General features: G+C 72.7%; 19 protein-coding genes and 1 riboswitch. Of the genes, 8 read left to right on the top strand and 11 right to left on the bottom strand.

Annotation, left to right across the window (positions count from 1 at the left end; translation table 11 throughout):
- Positions 1–268: 268 nt before the first annotated feature.
- The 5 genes from ABGB06_RS01210 to ABGB06_RS01190 form a co-directional block, all read right to left on the bottom strand.
- Entirely contained in the window at positions 269–1,360 is a 1,092-nt protein-coding gene (locus tag ABGB06_RS01210) for an SIS domain-containing protein (RefSeq protein ID WP_347584682.1), read from the bottom strand.
- 73 nt (positions 1,361–1,433) lie between these two features.
- Complete coding sequence (locus ABGB06_RS01205) at positions 1,434–2,990, bottom strand: glycoside hydrolase family 3 protein (protein WP_347584681.1); 1,557 nt, start codon at positions 2,988–2,990, stop codon at positions 1,434–1,436.
- 5 nt (positions 2,991–2,995) lie between these two features.
- On the bottom strand, positions 2,996–3,814 hold the full coding sequence (locus ABGB06_RS01200) for a carbohydrate ABC transporter permease (RefSeq protein ID WP_347584679.1): 819 nt from the start codon (positions 3,812–3,814) through the stop codon (positions 2,996–2,998).
- Complete coding sequence (locus tag ABGB06_RS01195) at positions 3,811–4,809, bottom strand: sugar ABC transporter permease (RefSeq protein ID WP_347584678.1); 999 nt, start codon at positions 4,807–4,809, stop codon at positions 3,811–3,813. Before ABGB06_RS01195 ends, ABGB06_RS01200 begins: the two co-directional genes overlap by 4 nt.
- Positions 4,810–4,957: 148 nt before the next feature.
- Positions 4,958–6,214 (bottom strand): extracellular solute-binding protein, encoded by a 1,257-nt coding sequence (locus ABGB06_RS01190; RefSeq protein WP_347584677.1) that lies wholly within the window; start codon positions 6,212–6,214, stop codon positions 4,958–4,960.
- A gap of 271 nt (positions 6,215–6,485) precedes the next feature.
- Between ABGB06_RS01190 and ABGB06_RS01185 the strand changes: the two genes are divergently transcribed.
- The 7 genes from ABGB06_RS01185 (at position 6,486) to ABGB06_RS01155 (ending at position 15,875) form a co-directional block, all read left to right on the top strand.
- Entirely contained in the window at positions 6,486–7,301 is an 816-nt protein-coding gene (locus tag ABGB06_RS01185; protein WP_347584676.1) for a GntR family transcriptional regulator, read from the top strand.
- A gap of 183 nt (positions 7,302–7,484) precedes the next feature.
- Positions 7,485–9,707 (top strand): carbon starvation CstA family protein, encoded by a 2,223-nt coding sequence (locus ABGB06_RS01180; protein ID WP_347584675.1) that lies wholly within the window; start codon positions 7,485–7,487, stop codon positions 9,705–9,707.
- Positions 9,704–9,913, top strand: coding sequence for a CstA-like transporter-associated (seleno)protein (locus ABGB06_RS01175; protein WP_347584674.1), 210 nt, complete (start codon positions 9,704–9,706; stop codon positions 9,911–9,913). Before ABGB06_RS01180 ends, ABGB06_RS01175 begins: the two co-directional genes overlap by 4 nt.
- Positions 9,914–10,011: 98 nt before the next feature.
- On the top strand, positions 10,012–10,557 hold the full coding sequence (locus ABGB06_RS01170; protein ID WP_347584672.1) for a GNAT family N-acetyltransferase: 546 nt from the start codon (positions 10,012–10,014) through the stop codon (positions 10,555–10,557).
- A 22-nt stretch (positions 10,558–10,579) separates the two neighbouring features.
- A riboswitch (cobalamin riboswitch) is annotated at positions 10,580–10,725 on the top strand.
- Positions 10,726–10,914: 189 nt separating this feature from the next.
- On the top strand, positions 10,915–13,245 hold the full coding sequence (locus tag ABGB06_RS01165) for a ribonucleoside-diphosphate reductase subunit alpha (protein ID WP_347585399.1): 2,331 nt from the start codon (positions 10,915–10,917) through the stop codon (positions 13,243–13,245).
- Positions 13,242–14,309 (top strand): ribonucleotide-diphosphate reductase subunit beta, encoded by a 1,068-nt coding sequence (locus ABGB06_RS01160; RefSeq protein WP_347584671.1) that lies wholly within the window; start codon positions 13,242–13,244, stop codon positions 14,307–14,309. The genes ABGB06_RS01165 and ABGB06_RS01160 overlap by 4 nt, the downstream gene beginning before the upstream one ends.
- Positions 14,310–14,450: 141 nt before the next feature.
- Positions 14,451–15,875, top strand: a complete 1,425-nt coding sequence (locus tag ABGB06_RS01155) for an arylsulfatase (RefSeq protein WP_347584670.1) — start codon at positions 14,451–14,453, stop codon at positions 15,873–15,875.
- A 121-nt stretch (positions 15,876–15,996) separates the two neighbouring features.
- Here ABGB06_RS01155 and ABGB06_RS01150 read toward each other — a convergent pair whose 3' ends face one another.
- From ABGB06_RS01150 to ABGB06_RS01125, 6 genes are all read right to left on the bottom strand, one after another.
- Positions 15,997–16,731 carry a D-Ala-D-Ala carboxypeptidase family metallohydrolase gene (locus ABGB06_RS01150; protein ID WP_347584669.1) on the bottom strand — a complete coding sequence of 245 codons (735 nt, stop codon included), beginning with the start codon at positions 16,729–16,731 and terminating at the stop codon, positions 15,997–15,999.
- Between the two features lie 144 nt (positions 16,732–16,875).
- Positions 16,876–17,514: a peptide deformylase gene (gene def, locus ABGB06_RS01145; RefSeq protein ID WP_347584668.1), complete on the bottom strand. Its 639-nt coding sequence runs from the start codon at positions 17,512–17,514 to the stop codon at positions 16,876–16,878.
- A gap of 78 nt (positions 17,515–17,592) precedes the next feature.
- Entirely contained in the window at positions 17,593–18,609 is a 1,017-nt protein-coding gene (locus ABGB06_RS01140) for a tetratricopeptide repeat protein (RefSeq protein WP_347584667.1), read from the bottom strand.
- A gap of 288 nt (positions 18,610–18,897) precedes the next feature.
- On the bottom strand, positions 18,898–19,209 hold the full coding sequence (rsrA, locus tag ABGB06_RS01135) for a mycothiol system anti-sigma-R factor (RefSeq protein WP_347584666.1): 312 nt from the start codon (positions 19,207–19,209) through the stop codon (positions 18,898–18,900).
- A complete protein-coding gene (locus ABGB06_RS01130) occupies positions 19,206–20,030 on the bottom strand; it encodes a sigma-70 family RNA polymerase sigma factor (RefSeq protein ID WP_347584664.1) in 825 nt (274 codons plus the stop codon). The genes rsrA and ABGB06_RS01130 overlap by 4 nt, the downstream gene beginning before the upstream one ends.
- Before the next feature lie 74 nt (positions 20,031–20,104).
- Entirely contained in the window at positions 20,105–20,953 is an 849-nt protein-coding gene (locus tag ABGB06_RS01125) for an SOS response-associated peptidase (protein ID WP_347584663.1), read from the bottom strand.
- Positions 20,954–21,365: 412 nt separating this feature from the next.
- On the opposite strand from ABGB06_RS01125, the gene ABGB06_RS01120 reads away from it, so the two are divergent.
- Positions 21,366–22,787, top strand: coding sequence for a hypothetical protein (locus ABGB06_RS01120; protein ID WP_347584662.1), 1,422 nt, complete (start codon positions 21,366–21,368; stop codon positions 22,785–22,787).
- Positions 22,788–22,978 lie beyond the last annotated feature (191 nt).

The raw sequence follows: 22,978 nt of genomic DNA, 5'->3' as shown, positions 1-22,978 counted from the left end.
ACACACGCGGCAGCCGAGACCAGAATGGGCCGTCCAGACGTTGGCACACGTCTGCCACCGTCGCCGTCGTCTGTCCTCCCCGCACAGGAGGGCAGAACGCGGTCCGAGGCGTTTTCTGCCCTGACGGCGCCCCGGGCCCGCATCGCTCCGGGCTGCGGTGCCGCAGAGGGTTGAGGGTCCCTCGCCGGCGCCGCGGCCCGTGGGTGTTCCCGGGGGCACACCAGCCCGAATCAGCCAGAATCGGCCAGAATCAACCCGAATCGGCGGGTCAGCGGGTCTCGGTGACCTTCGCCAGCGCGCGGGGCGCGTCCGGATCCTGGCCACGGGCGATGGTGACCTCGTAGGCGAGCATCTGCAGCGGCAGGATCTCCAGCACCGGCTGCAGCTCCTCGGCCAGGCCCTCGGTGGGCAGCGCGAAACCGGCGGAGGCCGCCGCCACCTGGGCCTGCGGGCCGACGACGACCAGGTCCGCCCCCCGGTCGCGGAGCCGGTCGAGCACCGGCTGGAGCGCCTCACCGCCCCGGCCGTCGGTGACGATGGCGATCACCGGGGAGACGTTGTCCACCATGGCCAGCGGGCCGTGCAGCAGGTCGGCCCCGGAATAGGACAGCGCCGGAATGTAGCTGGTCTCCATCAGCTTCAGCGCCGCCTCCTTGGCGGTCGGGTAGCCGTAGCCGCGCGAGGTGATCACCATCCGCTCGGCGAACCGGTAGCGGGCGGCCAGCGCGCGCACCTCGGCGTCGCGCGCCAGGACCCGCGCGGCCAGGTCGGGCAACGACGCGGCGGCGGTCGTGCCGTCCTCCCCGCGCAGGCCCTGGACCAGCAGATAGAGGGCCAGCAGCTCGGCCGTGTACGTCTTGGTGGCCGGCAGGGACCGCTCGGGCCCGGCGAGCACGTCCACGTGGAACTCGCTGGCGGCCGCGAGCGGCGAGCCGGCGTTGTTGGTCACGGCCAGGGTGATCGCCCCGGCCTCCCGGGCCGCGGTGGTGGAGGCCACCAGGTCGGGCGAGCCACCGGACTGGCTCACCGCCACCACCAGGCAGTCGGTGAGGTCGGGGCGCGCCCCGTAGGCGGTGGTGGTGGACATGGAGGTGAGCCCGCAGGGCAGGCCCAGCAGGATCTCGATGAGGTACTTCGCGTACAGCGCGGCGTTGTCCGACGTGCCGCGCCCGGTGAGCAGCACGAAGCGCGGGCGCCTGGCGGCGATCCGCTCCGCCACGGCGCGGATGTCCGCCGCGCCCTCGTCCAGCAGCCGGCGCAGCACCTCCGGCTGCTCGGCGATCTCCGCGGCCATCAGTCGGCCGGCCGGCCCGGTGGTGCGCACGGCGGCCCCCCTTCCGTTCAGCGGGCTTCCGTTCATCAGGCCCTCACGCCCTCTCCTCGTCTCGGCCTTCCACTGCCGGGCTCCCCCGGCTCCCCCGCTCTACCGGGCGCTACCGGCGTCCGGTGACGGCCTCGGCGGCCGCCCTGGCGCAGACCCGGGCGGCGCCGTGGGTGGCGACGTGCGGCGCGCCGACCGGCGGTGCCTGCGGGACGCCCATCTCGATCACGGCGGTGTCGGGCCTGGCGTCGAGCAGCGCCCGCAGCGCGTCGGCCATCCACGGGTGCCGGTGCACGTCGCGCACCACCGCGACCAGCGGCCGGTCGCCGGCGGCGCGCAGCAGTTCCTCGGTCGCCGCCGCGGTGCCGAGCCGTTCGACCTCGACCCGGGTGTGCTCGCCGGACCGGGTGCCCGGCAGCAGCCGGTCCAGCTCCTCGGCGACGCCCCACGGGGTCTGCGAGCCGGCGGCCTGGTTCGCCACCGGGGTGAACGCGGCGACGTACGGCGGCCGGATCAGGGGCGGCGCCGCCTCCCGGTCCGCCGGCGGGGTCACCCGCAGGGCCCGGCGGGCGGCGGCCAGCCCGAGCGCGGACAGCTCCCCGGCCGGCTCCCCGGCCCGGGCCCGGGCGGTCGCGCCGTTGCTGACGGTCCACCGGCCGAGGGCCCTGACCCGCTGCGCGGCGTCGTGCAGCCGTTCCTCGGGCAGCTCGCCGTCGTGCACCGCCCTGACCAGCGCGTCGCGCAACCACAGCACCTGGGCCTCGTCGGAGGGGGTGCCGCCGACGCAGACGGCGTCGGCACCCGCGGCGATGGCCAGCACGCTGCCGCGGTCGAGGCCGTAGGTGTCGGTGACGGCCCGCATCTCCATGCCGTCGGTGTAGACGACGCCGTCGAAGCCGAGGCCGTCCTCGGCGACGGGGGCGCGCAGCAGGTCGGTCAGCACGGCGCTGCTCAGGGTGCCGGGGCGGTCGGGGTCGAGGGCGGGGATCACGATGTGCGCGCTCATCAGGCAGCGGGCGCCGGCCGCGATGCCGGCCTGGAACGGCACCAGCTCGCGGGCCCGCAGGGTGTCGAGGTCGACGTCGATGTGCGGCAGCGCCAGATGCGAGTCGACGTTGGTGTTGCCGTGTCCCGGGAAGTGCTTGACGCAGGCGGCCACGCCCGCGCTCTGCAGGCCGTCCACGTAGGCGGCGGTGTGGCGGGCGACCAGCCGCGGGTCGTCGCCGAAGGAGCGGACGCCGATCACCGGGTTGTCCGGATCGGAGTTGACGTCCGCGGAGGGCGCCCAGTTGACGGAGACCCCGCACGCGGCGAGGCGCTGGCCTATCTCGGTGGCGACGGCCCGGGTCAGCTCGGCGTCGTCCACGCTGCCGAGCGCGTGGTTGCCGGGAAACGAGGAGCCGGTGGCCACCTCGAGCCGGGTGACGTCGCCGCCCTCCTCGTCGATGGCCACCAGCAGCTCCGGACGCACCGCGCGTAGCTGCGCCGTGAGCTGGGAGAACTGTTCGACGGTGACGATGTTGCGGGCGAAGACGCCGACGCCGGTCATGCCGTGCTCCAGCAGCCGCAGCAGCCAGTCGGGGGCGCTGGTGGTGCCGGAGAAGGTGGGGTGGAGGACGGCCAGCGCGTCCCTGGTGACGGTGTCGGAGTCGCGTACCGCTGTGCTCATGCGGGCTATCCCTTCACGGCACCGGCGGTGAGCCCGCCGGTGACCCGTCGCTGGAGGAGGAGGAAGACGATCAGCACCGGGAGGGTGAACAGCGTGGAGGCCGCCATCGTGGCGCCCCAGTCGTTGCCGAAGTTCGTCTGGAACTGGGTCAGCCACAGCGGCAGGGTGGCCGCCTCGGGCGACTTGTTGAGCACCAGCACCATGGCGTACTCGTTCCAGGCCAGGATGAAGCCGAAGAGCGAGGTGGCCATCAGGCCGGGGGCCAGCAGCGGGAAGATCACCCGGCGGAACGCCTGTAGCCGACCGCAGCCGTCGATCATGGCGGACTCCTCCAGCTCCTTCGGCACCGCCGCGATGAAACCACGCAGGGTCCAGATCGTGAAAGGCAGCGCCATCACGAAGTAGACGATGGTCAGCGTGCCGATGCTGTTGAGCATCGACATGTCCCTGGCGTTCAGGTACATCACGATGATGAGGATCTCCCACGGGGCCATCTGAGCGGCCATCACCACCAGCACCATGCCGCGCCGGCCCCTGAAGTCCATCCTGGCCAGCGCGAAGCTGGCGGCCAGCGCGACCACCAGGGCCAGCAGCACGGCGCCGAGCGTGACCAGGACGCTGTTGCGCGCGTAGGTCCAGAAGAGCTCGACGCCGGTCGCGGTGGAGTAGTGCTCGAAGGTCGGGGCGAAGAGGAAGACCGGCTCCCGGACGAGCACCTCGGAGTTGCTCTTGAAGGAGGTGGAGAACATCCAGTAGACGGGGAACAGGAAGACCGCCGACAGTCCCAGAGCCAGGGCGTTGAGCCCGAGCCTGCGCGTCCTCATGCGTGCTCCTTCGCTGGTGTGTCGCGGGCTTCCTGCCGGAGGATGAGGCGGAAGTAGAAGGACATGGCGACCAGCAGGATGACCAGGGTCAGCACGGAGATGGCGGCGCCGGAGCCGTACTGGTTCTGGCCCATGCCCTCGATGTAGGCCATGACCGGGAGGGTCTCGGACTCGCGGTCGGGGCCGCCGCCGTTCAGCGCGTACACCTGCACGAACGCCTTGAAGACCCAGATGATCTCCAGGAAGGTGGTGATCAGGAAGAACGGCCGCATGATCGGCGCCAGGATGGACCAGAAGATCCGCCAGGACGACGCGCCGTCCACCCGGGCCGCCTCGTAGATCTCGCCGCTGATGGTGGTCAGTCCCGCGTAGAGGTTCAGCGCCACGAACGGCACGGAGGCCCAGACGATCAGCACGGTGACGATGGTCAGCGTGGACAGGCCGCTGCCGAACCAGTTGTGCTGGTCGTATCCCGAGAAGCCGAGGCTGCGCATCACCCAGTTGGCGACGCCGAACTGGGTGTCGAACAGCCACCGGAAGACGGTGGTGCTGGAGATGGGCGGCATCGCCCAGGCGGCCACCAGGCTGACCGACAGCAGCAGGCGCATCTTCCGGCCCAGGCTCGTCAGCAGCAGGCCGATGAGGGTGCCGATGACCATGATCAGCACCACGTTGACCGCCATGAAGGCGAACGTGCGACCGAGCGAGGACCAGAACCGCTCGTTCTCCAGGACCGCGCGGTAGTTGTCGAACCCGGTGTACTCGGTGGTGCGGGAGATCAGCTGGCGCCGGCCGAACTCCTGGAACGAGATCAGCAGGTTGCGGACCAGCGCGTAGCCCAGCACCGCGACCATGGCCGCGACGGCCGGGGCGAGCAGCAGGTACGGCAGCCAGCCGGCGGGCAGGCCACGGGGCCGCGCCCGCCGTGGTCGGACCACCGTGCCGGGTACCCGCGGGGGCGGTGGGGCCGGCGCCTCCTCGATCTGCACGGTCATGCGCTGTGTCCCTCGCTCACTGGCTGCTCCCTCGCTGCCCTCGCTGACGGCCGCCGGCGCCGCACGCGCGCGTGCCCCGCCGGGTCGCCGGCCACCGGCGACCCGGCGGGGGGATGGGCCACCGGTGGCGGTCTCGTCGACCTGTCGGTCACTCGCGGTTGATGCGGGTGGTGATCTCGCTGTCCGCGGCCTCGGCGGCGGAGGCGTAGTCCTCGCCGTCGAGCACGTTGGTCATCAGTTCCTTTATCGGGTTCGGGTCGGTCTCGACGTTGGCCCAACCGGTGGTCAGCGGGGGCAGGAATCCGACGTCGGCGGAGGCGACCATGGCCTCGGCGAAGCTGCCGGACGCGGGCGAGGCGGTGACGTCGGTGCGGTTCGGCACCACTCCGCCGTCGTTGGCGTCCACGTACTTCTGCGCCCATTCGGCGGAGGTGGCCATGCGCAGCCACTCCCGCGCCATCTCCGGGTTGCCGGCGCGCTCGTTGACCGCGAGGTTGGAGCCGCCGAGGAAGACGTGGCCCAGCTCGTCGGCGGACTTGCCGGGGATCGGGAAGTAGCCGAAGTCGGCCTCGCCGCCCTGCTCCTCGATCGCCGCGATGGCGCCCGCGGCCTCCCAGCCCAGGCCGATCCAGGAGGCGACCTCCTGGTTCGGGACCACCTCGGTCGACTGCTGCGGCTCCGCCTCGTCGTTGTCCGTCGGGGAGGTGGAGAACGACTGGAGCTCGGCGTAGAACTCCATGCCGGCCTCGCCGGCCGGCGTGTTCAGCGCGCCCGCCCAGTCCTCGCCGTCCTCCACCGCGAAGCCGCCGCCCTCGTCGGCGATGAAGCCGCCGAGCACGTAGTAGCTCTGACCCGGCAGGTAGATCGGCTCGGCGTCGGTGTTCTGCTCGATCGCCTCCAGCGCGTCGATCCACTCGTCGCGGGTGGTGGGCACCTCCGCGCCGGCGTCCGCCCAGACGCTCCTGTCGTAGACCACCACCCGGTTGGCGCCGTACCAGGGGGCGGCGTACAGGGTGCCGTCCACCTCCGCGGAGGCCAGCATCGACTCGGTCCACGGCTGGTCGGCGAGCTCGTCGAGGGCCGCCAGGCCGCCGGTGTTGGCGTAGCCCACGGTCTGGGTGTTGCCGATCTCCAGCACGTCCACCGTGCCGTCCTCGGAGAGCGCGGTGGTCACCCGGTCCTGGATGCCCTCCCACTGCTGGATCTCCACGGTGACCTCGACGCCGTGCTCGCGCTCGAACGCCTCGTTCAGCTCCGTGACCCAGCTCTCCGGCGCCGAACCGTCCATCAGCCAGACGGTCAGCGCGTCGGGATCGCCGCCCCCTCCGCTGCCGTCGTCGCCGCAGCCGGCCAGCGCGGCCGTACACGCCGCAACGCCGAGGGCGGCGATCAGCTTGCGTCTCACGAGGACCCTCCTTCTCCCAGCTCGCCAGTGGTGTAGACAAGAGGTGTAGACCAGGCATGGAGCCTGGACTAGACCAGTGAGGGTGTCAAGGGTCCACGAGCGGCGCCCGCCGTCCGTTACCGGACCGACATCTGCCCGAGTGCACCGCGCCCGTGCGGCGCGTGCCACGATGTGAGCTGCAAGCGCGGAGGAGCCGGTGACGGCAGATCAGCGGAAACAGAAAAAACCCGGTCGGGCGTGGTCCGAGGGGAACGAACCCGAAAGGCGAGCGATGGCGAGGGACGGCGGCACCACCGCGGGCGTTTCCGGCCCGGCGGGGGCCGTCTCGGCCGGCGCGGGCGCGACGGACGGCGCCGAGCGGAGCCGCACGGCCCGGGTGCCGAAGTACTACCGCCTCAAGCGCCACCTCCAGCAGATGACGGAGACCATGCCGCCCGGCACCCCGGTGCCGCCCGAGCGCTCGCTGGCCACCGAGTTCGACACCTCCCGGACGACGGTGCGCCAGGCGCTGCAGGAGCTCGTGGTGGAGGGCCGGCTGGAGCGCATCCAGGGCAAGGGCACCTTCGTGGCCAAGCCGAAGGTCTCCCAGGCGCTGCAGCTGACGTCGTACACGGAGGACATGCGGGCGCAGGGCCTGGAGCCCACCTCGCAGCTGCTGGAGATCGGGTACATCACCGCGAACGAGCGGCTCGCCCAGCTGCTCAAGCTGCCGCCGGGCGGCCGGGTGCTGCGGATCGAGCGGCTGCGCCTGGCCAGCGGCGAGCCGATGGCCATCGAGACCACCCACCTCTCCCAGGAGCGCTTCCCCGCGCTGCGCCGCAGCCTGGTCCGTTACTCCTCGCTGTACGCGGCGCTGGCCGAGGTCTACGGCATCCACCTGGCCCGGGCGGAGGAGACCATCGAGACCGCGCTCGCCAGCCCGCGGGAGGCCGGGCTGCTCGGCACGGACGTCGGGCTGCCGATGCTGATGCTCTCCCGCCACTCGCGGGACACCGAGGGGGAGCCGGTGGAGTGGGTCCGCTCCGTCTACCGCGGCGACCGGTACAAGTTTGTGGCGAATCTGGAGAGGCCGCGGCCGACCCGGTAGTCAGCCCCCCACCAGGTGTCCTACATTCCGGGCCTGTCGATCGTCGGTGATCCGCGGGTGCGGTCCGGCGACGCTGGGCAGAACCGGAGCCAGGCCCGCGGCACGCCATTGGCACGGCGCCGCACGGCACGGCACTGCACGGCACAGGGACGGGACTGGGCAGGACTGGACAGGGAGGACGCCATGGCGGGACAACCTGCACAAACTCGGCGGCTGCGGCCGCGTTCGGTGATCATCTGGACCGTGGTCTCGTTGGTGGCCGCGACCGGCTGGGGGGTGCTGGCGCTGGCCCGGGGCGAGGAGGTCTCGGCGGCCTGGATCCTCGCGGCGGCGCTCGGCTCGTACGCCATCGGCTACCGCTTCTACGCGAAGTTCATCGTGACCCGGGTGCTGAGAGCCGACGGCGCCCGTGCCACGCCGGCCGAGCGTCTCAACGACGGCCTCGACTACCATCCGACCGACCGGCGGGTGCTGCTCGGCCACCACTTCGCCGGCATCTCCGGGGCGGGGCCGCTGGTCGGTCCGGTGCTCGCCGCGCAGATGGGCTACCTGCCCGGCACCCTCTGGATCATCGCCGGCGTGATCTTCGCCGGCGCGGTGCAGGACATGGTGGTGCTGTTCTTCTCGGTGCGGCGCAACGGCAAGTCGCTGGGCCAGATCGCGCGCGAGGAGATCGGCACGGTGGGCGGCATCGCCGCGGTCATCTCGATCTTCGTCATCATGATCATCCTGCTCGCGGTGCTGGCGCTGGTCGTGATCAACGCGCTCGCCGAATCGCCGTGGGGCGCGTTCTCCGTCGGGCTGACCATCCCGATCGCCCTGTTCATGGGCGTCTACCTGCGCTGGCTGCGGCCCGGACGGGTCGCCGAGGTCACGCTCATCGGCGTGGCCCTGCTGCTCTTCGCCATCGTCGCCGGCCGCTGGGTCGCCAACTCCGGCATGGCCGACGCGTTCACCCTGTCCCCGCGGACGCTGGTCATCGCGCTGGTCATCTACGGCTTCGCCGCCTCGGTGGCGCCGGTGTGGCTGCTGCTGGTGCCGCGCGACTACCTGTCGACGTTCATGAAGATCGGCACCATCGGGCTGCTGGCCCTCTCCGTGCTCTTCGTGCTGCCGAACCTGCAGATGGACGCGGTCACCGACTTCGCCTCGCGCGGCGACGGCCCGGTCTTCGCCGGCTCCCTCTTCCCGTTCGTCTTCATCACCATCGCCTGTGGGGCGCTGTCCGGCTTCCACGCGCTGATCTCGTCGGGCACCACCCCGAAGATGATCCAGAAGGAGACGCAGGTCCGCACCATCGGCTACGGCGCGATGCTGATGGAGTCCTCGGTGGCGATCATGGCGATCATCGCGGCCTGCATCCTGGAGCCGGGGCTCTTCTTCGCGATGAACTCGCCGCCCGCGATGATCGGCGACACGCTCCAGTCGGCCTCCGACACCATCACGTCCTGGGGCTTCACGATCACGCCCGACCAGCTCGCCGCGGCGGCCGAGTCGGTGGAGGAGGAGTCGCTGCTGTCCCGGACCGGCGGCGCGCCCACGCTGGCGCTGGGCCTGGCCGGGATCCTCGCCGACTTCCTCGGCGGCGAGAGCATGATGAGCTTCTGGTACCACTTCGCGATCATGTTCGAGGCGCTGTTCATCCTGACCGCCCTCGACGCCGGCACCCGGGTCGGCCGCTTCATCCTCCAGGACGCGCTGGCCAGCGCCCACCCGTCGCTGGCCCGGCTGCGCTCGCACACCTGGCTGCCCGGCGTCTGGCTGACCAGCGGGCTGGTCGTCGGCCTCTGGGGCTACCTGCTCTGGGTCGGGGTCAACGACCCGCTCGGCGGAATCAACACGCTGTTCCCGCTGTTCGGCATCACCAACCAGCTCCTCGGCGCGGTGGCGCTGGCCGTCTGCACGGTGCTGCTGGTCAAGTCGGGACGGCTGCGCTACGCCTGGGTCACGGCCGTGCCCATGACCTTCGTGGCGGTGGTGACCCTGACCGCGAGCTGGCAGAAGGTGTTCTCGGACGATCCCCGGGTCGGCTTCCTGGCCCAGCGTGACGTCTACCAGGACGGCATCGACGCCGGCGAGGTGCTGGCTCCCGCCCAGGACGTGGGCGACATGGAGACCATCGTCACGAACGCGACGGTGGACGCCACGCTGACGGCGGTGCTCGCGCTGCTGGTCATCGTGGTCTTCGTCGACGCGGCGCGGGTGTGCGTCAGGGCCGCCATGCGGCCGCAGGACGTGGCGCTCGCCGAGGCGCCGGCCGAGGAGTCCCAGATCGTCGCCCCGGCCGGGCTCATCCCCACCAGGGAGGAGAAGGCCGACCTCGTGGCCGCGGGTCTCGGGCCCGGCGGCGGCATTCCCGAGCAGTCCAGGAGCTCCGCCGAGACCAGGACGGGGGCGCGACCGTGACCGCGGCCCCGCCGCGCCGGGCCGCCGCCCGGCTGTGGTGGTACGTCAGGGAGTTCACCGGCGAGACCGCGTACGAACGGCACGTGGCGCGGCTGCGCGCGACGGACCCGACGGCTCCGGCGCCGAGCCGCCGCGAGTTCGAACGGCGGCGCGTCAGGTCCCGGTACGGCGACCCGGCCGGACCGCCCGGCGGCGGCTGCTGCTGACCGACCGTCTCCGCACGTGCGGGCCGCGGCGCCGGGCGGCGGTCGGAGGGCGGCGGTCGGAGGGCGGCGGTGTCAGACCCCACGGTCACACTGATCCCATGGACATCACGATCAGGGACGCGAGGCCGGCGGAGTTGGCGGCGGTCGGGGCGCTGACCGCCGCCGTGTATCTCGGGGAGGGCCTGCTGGTCGACGCCGAGCGCGACCCGTATCTGGCGGTGCTGCGCGACGCGGCGCGGCGCGCGGAGCACGCCGAAGTGCTGGTGGCCGTGGCGCCGGACGGTCCGGGCGACGAGGTGGTGGGGACGGTGACCTTCGTCACCGCCGGGGAGTACGCCGACATCGCCGGCCCGGACGAGGCGGAGTTCCGGATGCTCGCGGTGTCCCCCGCCGCGCGCGGGCGCGGGGCCGGCGAGGCGCTGGTGCGCGAGTGCCTCCGCCGGGCGCGCCGGTCCGGCCGGCGGCGCATCGTGCTGTCCAGTCAGTTGCAGATGCACACGGCCCACCGGCTGTACGAGCGGCTGGGCTTTGTGCGGACACCGGAGCGGGACTGGGAGCCGCTGCCCGGGTTCGTTCTCAGCACGTTCGCACGAGGCCTGGACGATCCGCCGACCGACGAACTCCTCGGCGACCACAACATATAGGGGCGCTCGACTTTCACGGCACAAGATGTATGCTCGTGCTCGCTGCCACCGCAGGGGAATCCGGTGCGAGTCCGGAACTGTCCCGCAACGGTGTGTGATGGGCTGATCCTTGCCGTTTTCTGATGCCCGTCACGAGTCCGAATGCCTGTCGGCGGCGGAGGAACTCGTCCGGGCCTCGTGGGCTGGGCCAGCGGACGCGGTGCTTGGATGCCCTTTGCCCGGTTGCCGGGGGGACACGCCTGCCCGCGCGCGCTCGTCCACCTGCGTCGCCCCTCGCGCCGTGAGGAGAGCGTCGCCGTGACCATCGCACCCGAGATCGTCGCCCCATCCCAGACCGCCGCCGAGCCACCGGATCCGATGCGGCGTCTGCTGGCGGCGGCGTCGGCCGGGCTGCCCGCGACCGACCCCGACCGGGTCGCGGCGGCGGTGGCGCGCGGCCGGCACGCCGGCTCCGACGCGGCCGAGGTGCGGGACCTGGCCATCGAGGCCGCCGCCGGACTCATCGTCGAGGACCCCGAGTACTCCCGGCTCGCCGCCCGGCTGCTGACGGTCGCCGTCCGCGAGGAGGCCGCCGGCCAGGGCGCCGGGTCCTTCACCGCCTCGATCGAGGTGGGCCACCGGGAGGGTCTGATCGCCGACCGCACGCTGAGCTTCGTGCGCCGGCACGCGGCCCGGCTCGACGCGCTGGTCGAGCGGGCGGTCGCCGAGGGCGCGGACGACCGGTTCGGGTACTTCGGGCTGCGCACCGTCCACTCCCGGTACCTGCTCCGCCACCCGACCAGCCGGGCGGTGATCGAGACCCCGCAGCACTTCCTGCTGCGGGTGGCCTGCGGCCTCGCCGCCGACGAGTCGGAGCCCGCGCTGGCCGAGGTCGCCGAGCTGTACCGGCTGACCAGCCGGCTCGACTACCTGCCCTCCTCCCCCACGCTGTTCAACTCGGGCACCCGGCACCCGCAGATGTCCTCCTGCTACCTGCTGGACTCCCCGAAGGACGAGCTGGACTCGATCTACGACCGCTACCACCAGGTGGCCCGGCTGTCGAAGCACGCGGGCGGCATCGGCCTGCCCTACTCCCGGATCCGGGCCCGCGGCTCGCTGATCCGCGGCACCAACGGCCAGTCCAACGGCATCGTGCCGTTCCTCCGCACCCTCGACGCCTCGGTCGCCGCGGTCAACCAGGGCGGCCGCCGCAAGGGCGCGGCCTGCGTCTACCTGGAGACCTGGCACGCGGACATCGAGGAGTTCCTCGAACTGCGCGACAACACCGGCGAGGAGGCCCGGCGCACCCACAACCTCAACCTCGCGCACTGGATCCCCGACGAGTTCATGCGCCGGGTCGCGGCCGACGCCGACTGGTCGCTCTTCTCGCCGGTCGACGTGCCGGAGCTGGTGGACCTGTGGGGCGAGGAGTTCGACGCCGCCTACCGCCGGGCGGAGGCCGCGGGCCTGGCGCGGCGCGCGGTGCCGGCCCGGCAGCTCTACGCCCGGATGATGCGCACCCTGGCGCAGACCGGCAACGGCTGGATGACGTTCAAGGACACCGCCAACCGCACGGCCAACCAGACGGCCCGACCCGGCGCCGTGGTGCACTCCTCGAACCTCTGCACCGAGATCCTGGAGGTCAGCGACGACGGTGAGACGGCCGTGTGCAACCTCGGCTCGGTCAACCTCGCCGCCCATGTGACGCCCGCCGGCGGGATCGACTGGGACCGGCTGGACGCCACCGTGCGGACGGCGGTGGTCTTCCTCGACCGGGTGGTGGACATCAACTACTACCCGACGCGGCAGGCCGGCGACTCCAACGCCAGGTGGCGGCCGGTCGGGCTGGGCGTGATGGGGCTGGCGGACGTCTTCTTCCGGCTGCGCCTGCCGTTCGACTCGGCCGAGGCCCGGGAGCTGTCCACCCGGATCGCCGAGCGGATCATGCTGGCCGCCTACGAGACCTCCGCCGAGCTCGCCGAACGGCACGGCCCGCACCCGGCCTGGGCGGACACCCGCACCGCCCGGGGCACGCTGCACCCCGACCACTACCCCGAGACCACCGCGTCCGCCGCCTGGCCGGAGCGCTGGGACGCGCTGCGCGCCCGGATCGCCCGCGTCGGCATGCGCAACTCCCTGCTGCTGGCGATCGCGCCCACCGCCACCATCGCCTCCATCGCCGGGGTCTACGAGTGCATCGAGCCGCAGGTCTCGAACCTCTTCAAGCGGGAGACGCTCAGCGGGGAGTTCCTCCAGGTCAACGCCTATCTGGTGGCCGAGCTGAAGCGGCTGGGCCGGTGGGACGAGGCCACCAGGGAGGCGCTGCGCGAGGCGAACGGCTCGATCCAGGACCTGCCGGGCCTGCCGGACGAGCTGCGGTCGCTGTACCGCACGGCCTGGGAGCTGCCGCAGCGCGCCCTGATCGACATGGCCGCCGCGCGCACCCCGTACCTGGACCAGAGCCAGTCGCTGAACCTCTTCATGGCCGCGCCCACCATCGGGAAGCTCAGCTCGATGTACGCCTACGCCTGGCAGCGCGGTCTGAAGACCACCTACTACCTGCGCTCCCGGCCGGCGACCCGGATCGCCCAGTCCGCCCGCGCCGCCGCCCCCACCACCGTCACCGTCCCCGAACAGGCCGCGCCCTCCGCCGCGGAGGCCGCCGCCTGCTCCCTGGAGAACCCCGAGACCTGCGAGGCCTGCCAGTGACCAGCACCACCCCCGGCGCCACCGCCGACAGCACCACCAGCACCGCCAGCACCGGCGCCGCCACCAGGAACCTGCTCGACCCGGGCTTCGAGCTGACCCTGCGTCCGATGCGCTACCCGGACTTCTACGAGCGCTACCGCGACGCGATCAAGAACACCTGGACCGTCGAGGAGGTGGACCTCCACTCGGACGTCACGGACCTGGCGAAGCTCTCACCGGGCGAACAACACCTCATCGGCCGGCTGGTGGCGTTCTTCGCCACCGGCGACTCGATCGTGGCGAACAACCTGGTGCTCACCCTCTACCGTCACATCAACTCCCCCGAGGCGCGCCTCTACCTCTCCCGACAGCTGTTCGAGGAAGCGGTGCACGTCCAGTTCTACCTGACGCTGCTGGACACCTACCTGCCCGATCCCGACGAGCGGGCGGCCGCGTTCGCCGCCGTGCAGAACATCCCGTCCATCAGGGAGAAGGCCGAGTTCTGCTTCCGCTGGATGGACTCGGTGGAGGACATCGACCGGCTGGAGACCAAGGCCGACCGCCGCCGCTTCCTGCTGAACCTGATCTGCTTCGCCGCCTGCATCGAGGGCCTCTTCTTCTACGGCGCCTTCGCCTACGTCTACTGGTTCCGCTCCCGCGGCCTGCTGCACGGCCTGGCCACCGGCACCAACTGGGTGTTCCGCGACGAGAGCTGCCACATGGACTTCGCCTACCACGTGGTGGACACCGTGCGCCGGGAGGAGCCGGACCTGTTCGACGCGGAGCTGGGCCGGCAGATCTCCGAGATGCTGCGCGAGGCGGTCGCCGCGGAGCTGCAGTTCGCCCGGGACCTCTGCGGCGAGGGACTGCCGGGGATGAACACCGAGTCGATGCGCGAGTACCTGGAGTGCGTCGCCGACCAGCGCCTCGTCCGCCTCGGCCTCGACCCGGTCTACGGCGCGCGCAACCCGTTCCCGTTCATGGAGCTGCAGAACGTCCAGGAGCTGACGAACTTCTTCGAACGTCGGGCATCGGCCTACCAGGTGGCGGTGGAGGGCAACGTGTCCTTCGACGACGACTTCTGACCTATGGTGAACGCCGGCGCGTGAGCCTCGGCACGTGGGCCCGGTCATGTGCAACCTCGCAGACCCGGTCCACGTGAAGTAGGACGACCGTCTCACGACCGCACGCTCACGCGTCGTCGTCACCGTACGCCCGGAGTCACCTTGTCCACGCGCCGTCATGTCCTCGTCGGTGGGGCCGGCCTCGCCGCCTCCACCGTCGCCCTCGGATTCAACGCCCTCCTGCCGTCCCGGGGACAGGCGGTCGACCGGCCGCCCAACGTCGTGGTGATCACGGCCGACGACCTCGGCTACGGCGAGCTCGGCGCGTACGGACAGCGCACGATGCGCACCCCCCGGCTGGACCGGCTCTGCGCCGAGGGGCTGCGCTTCACCCAGGCGTACTCGGCCGCGCCGGTCTGCGCGCCGTCCCGCTGCTCGCTGCTCACCGGCCTGCACTCGGGGCACTCCGCCGTCCGGCACAATCCGTCGAACGGGCGGCAGGACGCGCTCGACCCGGACCAGCCGACGTTCGCCGAGGTGCTCAGGGCCCGCGGCTACCGCACCGCGTGCGTCGGCAAATGGGGGTTCGGCGGCGAGGCCGCGGACGATCCGAGCCGGCCCAACGCCCGCGGCTTCGACGAGTTCTACGGCTACGTCACCCACCGGCACGCCCGGGACCACATGCCCGACCACCTCTGGCACGACGACGTGCGCCGCCCGGTGGAGCCGGGCTCGTACGCGCCGGACCTCTTCGAGGAGCGCGCGCTCGACTTCCTGCGCCGGCAGGTGACGGCGCGCCGCCGCTTCCTGCTCTACCTCTCCCCCAGCCTGCCGCACGCGCCGAGCGCCGTGCCGCCGGCCGAGGCCGCCGCGTCGGCCTACCGCGACCGGCCGTGGAGCCCGGCGGACCGGGCGCACGCGACGCAGATCGCCCGCCTCGACCGGATGGTCGGCGCGGTCACCGACGAGCTGCGGCGGCTCGGCGTCCACCGGGACACGCTGGTGCTCTTCACCAGCGACAACGGGCCGCACGAGGAGGACGGCACCGACCCCGACCTGTTCGACGCCAACGGGCCGCTGCGCGGCTACAAGCGCAACCTCTACGAGGGCGGCATCCGGGTGCCGCTCGTCGCCTGGCGCCCCGGCACCGTCGTGGGCGGCACGGTGAGCCAGCGGGTGACGCCGCTGATCGACGTGCTGCCCACGCTCGCCGAACTCGCCGGCGGCCGGACGCCGAAGGGCATCGACGGCCGGTCGGCCGCAGCGCTGCTGGGCGCCCACGGCGAGGCGGCGGAACACGACCACCTCTACTGGTTCCGGGGCGGCAGCAGCGCCACGCCCCGCGCGAACGCGGTGGACGCCGGGCGCGCCGGCCAGCTGGCCGAGGCGGTGCGCCGGGGCGACTGGAAGGCGGTGCGGTTCGCGCCGGGGCGGGACCGGCGGGTGCCGGACGAGCGGTGGGCGCTGGAGCTCTACGATCTGGCCGCCGACCCGGGCGAGACCACGGACGTGGCGGCCCGGCACCCGGCGGTGGTCGCCGAGCTGACCGGGCTGATGCGCGCCTGCTGGACCGACGTGGCGCGCTGAGCGCGCGAGACCGGCGGCCGGGAGCGCGGCACGCGCCCCCGGCCGCCGGTCCGGGTGTTCAGACCCGATCGGGTCTCGATCAGTGCTCGATCGGTGCCCGATCAGGGTCGTTCGGGACCGCTCAGACGCCGCAGCTGGGGGCGTCCCAGTACTGGCTGGAACGGGTGTCCACGTGCGTGTGGTCGTCGTGGCCCGGGTAGCCGGGGCCCAGGATGCCGTTGAACCCGTGGTCCCTGGCCGCCTGCGCGAGGGTGCACAGCGAGTGGTTGCCGACCAGGTCGACGGCCGCGCCGTACAGGTGGCGGCTGTCGCTGGCCCCGCCGGCCGCGTCGTTGCAGGCGCGCGAGCGGAACGCGCTGCTGACGACGATCGGCGCGTCGCCCAGGGCGTGCCGCATCGCCTCCAGCTTCCACATGTTGACGAGCGCGTTGGCCTGCGCCTCGGAGGCGCTGACCGCGCCGCCCGACCAGTCCGAGTTGCAGTCGTTGAACTCGGAGTAGGTGAAGTGGGCCGGCGTGCAGTCGTCGTCCTGGAGCGCGTAGATCTGGTTGAACGTCTGCGATCCGGCGATGCCGTCGGCCGAGAGGCCGTACGCCTGCTGGAACCGCTGCACCGCCGCGGCGGTGGCCGGACCGTACTCGCCGTCGAGCGCCAGCACCGCGCCCCGGCCGGGGTAGCCGGAAACCCGGATCTGCAACTGGCGCACCGCCTCGCCCGAGTCGCCCTGCTGCAGGGTGCCGCTCCAGGTGTAGCAGCCGTCCGCCTGAGCGGTGCCCGCGGTGCTGACGGAGATGGCCACCGATGCTGTCCCGACCATGACAAGAGTGAGCAGAAACCGTACGACGCGTCTCAACATTCCGCCTCCGTGGGGTAGAGGGCTGTGCCTGGTCGAGTCAGAGACTGGCCGATGAGTCAACGCGCGTCAACCACCGGGTACGGCGCCGGACTTCTCGTCCGGCGCCGTTCGTCCGCGCTCCCCCGCCGCGTCACCTGCGCGTTTCTACGCGGCCGGCGGGTTGGGGACCGTCTCGTACCGCGGGGTGCCCTCGGCCATCATCTTCAGGGCCTTCTTCCGCTCCCGCTTGGAGAGCCGGTCCAGGTAGAGCGAGCCGTGGAGATGGTCCGTCTCGTGCTGGAGGCAGCGGGCGAAGTACCCGGTGCCGCGGACCGCGATCGGCTTGCCGGTGGCGTCCTGGCCGCGCACCACGGCGACGTCCGGGCGGCCGAGCTCGGCCCAGGCGGTGGGGACGGAGAGGCAGCCCTCGTTGTTGTCGTCCAGCACCCGCGACTCGGCCGGCAGCTCCACCAGCACCGGGTTGCAGACGACGCCGACGTGCCGCACGCCGTCGTCGTCGGGGCAGTCGTAGACGAAGACCTTCAGGTCGACGCCGATCTGGTTCGCGGCCAGGCCCACGCCCTCGGCGGCGTGCTGGCTGGCGAACATGTCGTCGACCAACGAGGCCAGCGCGCCGTCGAACTCCGTCACGTCCTGGCACTCCCGGTGCAGCATGGGGTGGCCGACGACGGTGATGGGCCGGACCGTGCCACGCTGCCGGTGGGCGAGCTCCCGCTCCGCGCAGTCCTGGGTGTCGTCGATGAACTCGTCACTGACCCGCTCATCGGTGTCTTGCCGCGCCATGGTCCGCCGTTCGCCCCTTCGGTGAGCCCGTTCCGTAACCCGTACAGCTTACGGCGGACGGCGCGGAGGTCGGCGCCCTCAGCAGACCTCTTCCAGGTCCCGCCAGTCCCGGGTGTCCGGGCTGTCCGCCACCCAGCCGTCCAGCAGCCCGCGCACCAGCGAGCCGGGCGCGGCCAGGCCGCACTCCCGCTCGGGCGACCACAGGCCGTCGGGGGCGGTGTGCCCCAGCGGCCCCGGATGCCCGGGCACGCTGTGGTCGTGCGGGTCGTGCAGCGCCAGGCCGTCGCCCTCCTCGCTCGGCATCCGGCTCTCCGAGCAGGCGCGGCACAGCAGCCGCACCGAGGACGACCAGTCCTCCGCCGCGTAGCCGGCGTCGGCGGCCAGCCGCTCCAGGGCGTCCCGGTCGGCCTGGGTGGCGGCCTCGATCAGCACGACCCAGGTCGGGACGGAGGACGGCGCCCACAGCTCGATCTCGTCGAAGACCGGGTACACCGACGGGCGGCCGCCGGGGGAACCGCTGGCCGCGGTGGTCCGCTCGCCGCGCGGCGCCCCGTCGTGCAGCACGACCTCGCCCCAGCGACGCCCGGAGGACGGCAGCGGGATGTTCAGCACCTCGATGCGGGCCGGGTCGAGGCGCCGGCCCCAGACCACCTCGGCCTCGCCGTCCGGGGAGAGCCGCACGGCCGCGCCGCCCAGGTTCATCCCGAGCGGCTCGCCCGAGGCGGCCAGCGAACCGTGCCCGTTCCCCGGCACGCGCAGCCCGTACGCCTGCCAGGCGCGGCGGGCCAGCGGCCAGTCCTGCAGGGCGGTCGCGGCGATGCCCACGTTCCACCAGTCAGGCGCGCCGGCGTCCCGTTCCAGCAGCGCGACGGCGCGCAGGCCGGCGGCGCGGGCCTGCTCCCAGTCGTGCCGGAACTTGTGCAGCAGCGCCAGGTTGAACCAGGACTCGGAGAGCCACGGCTCCAGGTCGGCGGCGCGGGTGAGCAGCGCGCCCGCGTCCTCGTAGCGGCCGTCGTCGATCAGGGAGAACGCCCGGTTGGTGGCCAGCCGCCAGTCCGTGGACGGGCGCTGCCTGACCCTGCCGAAGATCCTCACGATGTCCCGCCTGATTCCCGCCTCGTAGCGTGCACTTCACGGTTCTCCTGTCCGCCCCGGCAGGCATCCAACCATGGGCGGACAGCTCCTTGCTCACAGGATGGGCCAGTGGCCTGCCGAGCGCGAGGCGGGGCGGCCTCCGCCGGGTGCTCGGCGCGGGCCGTCCGCGCGGCGGGCACGGTCAGGACACCGGCCGGCTCGGCCGATCGGGTGACTGCCCGACCCGGCGAACCGCCTGGTGAGAGAAGCGTCGCCGCGGAACGTGGTCGTGCGGCTACCGCGCGCGGGCTACTCCGCGGGCTGTTCCGACCGGGCCCGGCCGGCCTCGCTGGCCTCACCGGCCTCGGTGGCGCGAATCAGATCGATCCGGTCCAACACCTTGGCCCGCAGATCGGTCGGCACCTCGTCCTGGCCACAGCAGCGCTTCACGAGCTTCTTCACCGACTGTTCCAGACCGTACTTCTCCAGGCACGGAGAGCATTCCTCGATGTGCTCGGCGAACTTCGCGCAGTCGCCGTCGGGCATCTCACGGTCGAGGTACTCGTAGAGGTGGTCCAGGACCTCCGAGCAGTCCGTGGGGCGTGACTGGTCGCCGCTCATGATCCCGAGCCCTCCCGTGCCCCGGCTGGGACGAGGCCGCGCTCCCGCGCGTAGTCAGCGAGCATGTCGCGCAGCTGACGGCGGCCGCGGTGCAACCGGGACATCACCGTGCCGATGGGTGTACCCATGATGTCGGCGATCTCCTTGTAGGCAAAGCCCTCGACGTCCGCGAGATAGACCGCGATGCGGAACTCCTCGGGGATCGCCTGGAGGGCCTGCTTGACGTCCGAGTCGGGCAGGTGGTCCAGCGCCTGCGACTCGGCGGACCGCAGGCCCGTCGACATGTGCGACTCGGCGCGCGCGAGCTGCCAGTCCTCGATCTCCTCCGCCGCGCTGCGCTGCGGCTCCCGCTGCTTCTTGCGGTAGGAGTTGATGAAGGTGTTGGTGAGGATCCGGTACATCCACGCCTTGAGGTTGGTGCCCTGGCGGAACTGGTGGAACGAGCCGTACGCCTTGGCGTAGGTCTCCTGCACCAGGTCCTCGGCGTCCGCGGGGTTGCGCGTCATGCGCAACGCGGCGGAGTACATCTGATCCAGGTAGCCCAGCGCGTCCCGCTCGAAGCGGGCGTTGCGCTCGGCTTCGGTCTCTTCGTTCTCCTCGTGCCTGCCGTCGTTCGTCTCGGCTACCGGACCCACCTCCCTCGGAAGCGCGGCGAGCCCGGTGGCGGGCCCGCCCGCTTCGGAGGATAGACGAAAGGTGGTGGCGCCCGCCGGTCGGGGCGAGCGCTCCGCGGCCAGCCGCAGCGTCGCCCAGTCGACCTCGGCGGCCCGGTGACCGGGTGTTTCCGCGGAATAGTGCGGCAGGCAGGCGGTCGAAGCCATGGAAGCGGTCTCCCTTGGTGGTAGGTCTGACCGCATTAACACCGACGCCATCCGGAGCATTCCCCCTGGAAGCCCTAGAAGAGGGTCTCCACCTCGGGGGCGGGAAGCTCGCGCACCAGGTCCGGTCCGTTGTTCCGCACGTTGCTGACCTCGGTGGCCACCGGATAGGCCCGGACCAGGCCCGTCGGCGGCGGGGCCAGCAGCGGGCGTATGTCCTCGGGGTCGGTGCGGCCCGGGTCCAGCCAGGCGTCCCACCGGTCGGGCGGCAGCATCAGCGGCATCCGGGGGTGGATCTCGGACAGCGATCCGGGCGCCGCGCCCGGCTCCTCCCCCTCGGCCGGCCCGTCCGCCGCCGCGCCGGGCAGCGGCGTCGTCTCGGCCTCGGTGGTGACCACCGTGCACGTTGCCCACCAGGCCCGCGCGTGGTCGTCGGGGAGCGTCGAGTCCCGCCAGAACTCGTAGAGCCCGGCCATGGCCATCACCGAACCGTCCACCGGCGTGACGAAGTACGGCTGCTTACGGGGGCGCTTCCGCTTGCCCTTCTCCTCCTCCACCCGCTCCGCGCGGCCGGTGACCCACTCGAAGTAACCGTCGGCGGGGATCAGGCAGCGACGGGTGGCGAAGGGCCGGCGATAGGCCGGCTTCTCGTGCACCGTCTCGGCCCGGGCGTTGATCATCTTGGCGCCCATCTCCGGGGACTTCGCCCAGGACGGCACCAGACCCCAGCGCAGCACCCGCAGCTGCCGCACCGGCTCGGGGCCGGCGCCGGCGTCCTTCAACGGCCGCTCCAGCACCGCGTACACGTCCTTGGTGGGCGCGACGTTCCAGTCGGGGGCGAGGGCCTGCTCGTGATCCCACCGCTCGATGTCGAAGAGGCCCGCGAGGTCCTCCGGCCGCCTGCTCGCCGCATACCGTCCACACATGCCGACCGAGCGTACCGGGCAGCACTGACAACGAGGGGGCCGTCGTTTCCCCGGGCGCGGGAGAAGGAAGAAGAGGGATAGCAGGGATAACGCGGTGACGGGTCAGTGCGGGGTGGCGCGGGGCGGAAACCATCGACTTCCCCGGCTTTCCCCGGCTTTCCCCGGTTTCTCTCTGATCCTCTCGGATCCTCACCGAATCTCTGGGATTCTCTCGGATCGACTCGGATCCACTCGGATCCACTCGGATCCTCTCGGCTATCCGGTCAGGGACGACCCCGCGGCGCCGGGCCGATAACGGACGATAGACGCCTGAGGCGGACAGCACGCGGCGGCGCCCGGGCACCGGGGCCGGGTTTCCCGCGGCCGAACTTGCGCGCGACGCTATGGTGTTCGCTATCGCACGTCCCTTCGCATGGATTCGCACAGAGAGCGGGTCGCCACCGTGGACTACTGCATAACCTGCCGCCGGCATCTGAATGGCGCGCTGATATGCCCGGGATGCGGGGAGATCACCAACTGGCCCTCCTCCAACCGGGACAGAACGGCCCGCTCGGGCGACGGCGCCGCCGGCTCCTCGTCCGAGTCGCCGTCGCGCGCCGACTCGGCCGGAACGACGCGGCCGGCGGGCGGGCCGGGCGGCAGACCCGAGGCCCCGCGCCCCGACGGCGGCCCCGCCGCGTCGGAGCGGGGCCGGTCGACGGAGTCCGGCTACGCCTCGCTCGATCCCTCCCAGCCGCCGGGCCCGGCGGGTCGTCCGCCGCACCGCCGGTCGGAGCGGCCGGCGGCCGGGGCGACGGGCGCGGGTGGCGGTGGTGACGCGGCGGGCGTCCGCCCGTTCGACGCGCCGGGCGGCCGGCTCAACCGGCCGGGTCCCGGCGCCAAGCCCCGTACCGCGGGCGCGGCCGGGGCCGCGGGCGCGGCGGCCCACCGCGCCGACTCCGGCGGCGAGCCCGCGCCGCGGCCAGGAAGGGCCGGGGACGGCCTGCCCCCGACACGACGCGCGAGCCACACCGGGTCGGGCGCGTCGCCCGACGCCGAGGGACCCGCGGCCGGCGCCGTGCCCCGGCCGCCGCGCCGGGCGGGCGATCCGGCGAGCGGCGGGCGGCCACCGGCCCCCGGCACGCCCGGATTCGCCCGCACCCCCGACGCGCACGAGACGGCCGCGCTGCCGGCCCTGGCGGCCAGCGGACCCGGCCGCGCCACGGCGGCGGACGAGGCCGACGCGGCCGGCGACGAGCGTTCCGGATCCACCGCGCCGCTGCCGGCGGTGGACGGGCGGCCGACCCGGGGCCGCAAGGGCCGCAGGGCCGCCCCACGCAACACCCGCAGGCGTTACGTGGTGGGCGCGCTGCTCGGCGTCGCCGTGCTGGCGCTGACCATCAGCGAGGTCGGCGACGTCGTCATGCCGCACGACGAGCCGGCGAGTTCGGACCGGGAGACCGAGGCCGACGCCCTGCCGTCCGAGTCCGACGAGGCCGAGGAGACGGGCGAGGACGAGGCGGGCTCCGACCCGTCCGACTCGGGCGAGCCGATCGCGGACGAATCCGAGGACTCCGGTTCCCCCGACGCCTCGGACAGCGACAGCCCGGAGGACGACCGCGACGGGCGCGGGGACGACGAGGCGTCCGACACGCCCGACGAGACCCAGGGCGGCGGCAGCATCGGAACGCCCTCGGACGATCCGTCCAGCCCCGACGACGACGCGACGACGCCCAGCGCGGACCCGACCGACTCCGCGACGCCCAGCGACCCCGGTGACGACCCGTCGCCCTCCCCGTCCCCCACAGAGGACGAGGACGATGACGACGACTGCTGGCTCATCTTCTGCTCCTGAGCACCGAGAGGTGGTGCCCCCGGCCCGCGACGGGTTCCAGCGGCCGGGGGCACCTCCGGGCATCCAGCTCCGCGCCGAGCGCCGAGCGCCGAGCCCGACCCCGGGCGGAGCCTCACACGACCACGAGGGCCCCGACCGCCGAACGGCGGCCGGGGCCCTCGTCAGAAGGACCGGCCCATGGGCTGGCTCGG

Source organism: Streptomyces sp. B6B3, from assembly GCF_039871525.1.
In the GTDB taxonomy this organism is placed as follows: domain Bacteria; phylum Actinomycetota; class Actinomycetes; order Streptomycetales; family Streptomycetaceae; genus Streptomyces.
Note: the sequence above shows the minus strand (reverse complement) of the source record. Positions and strands in the feature narration are given on the sequence as shown.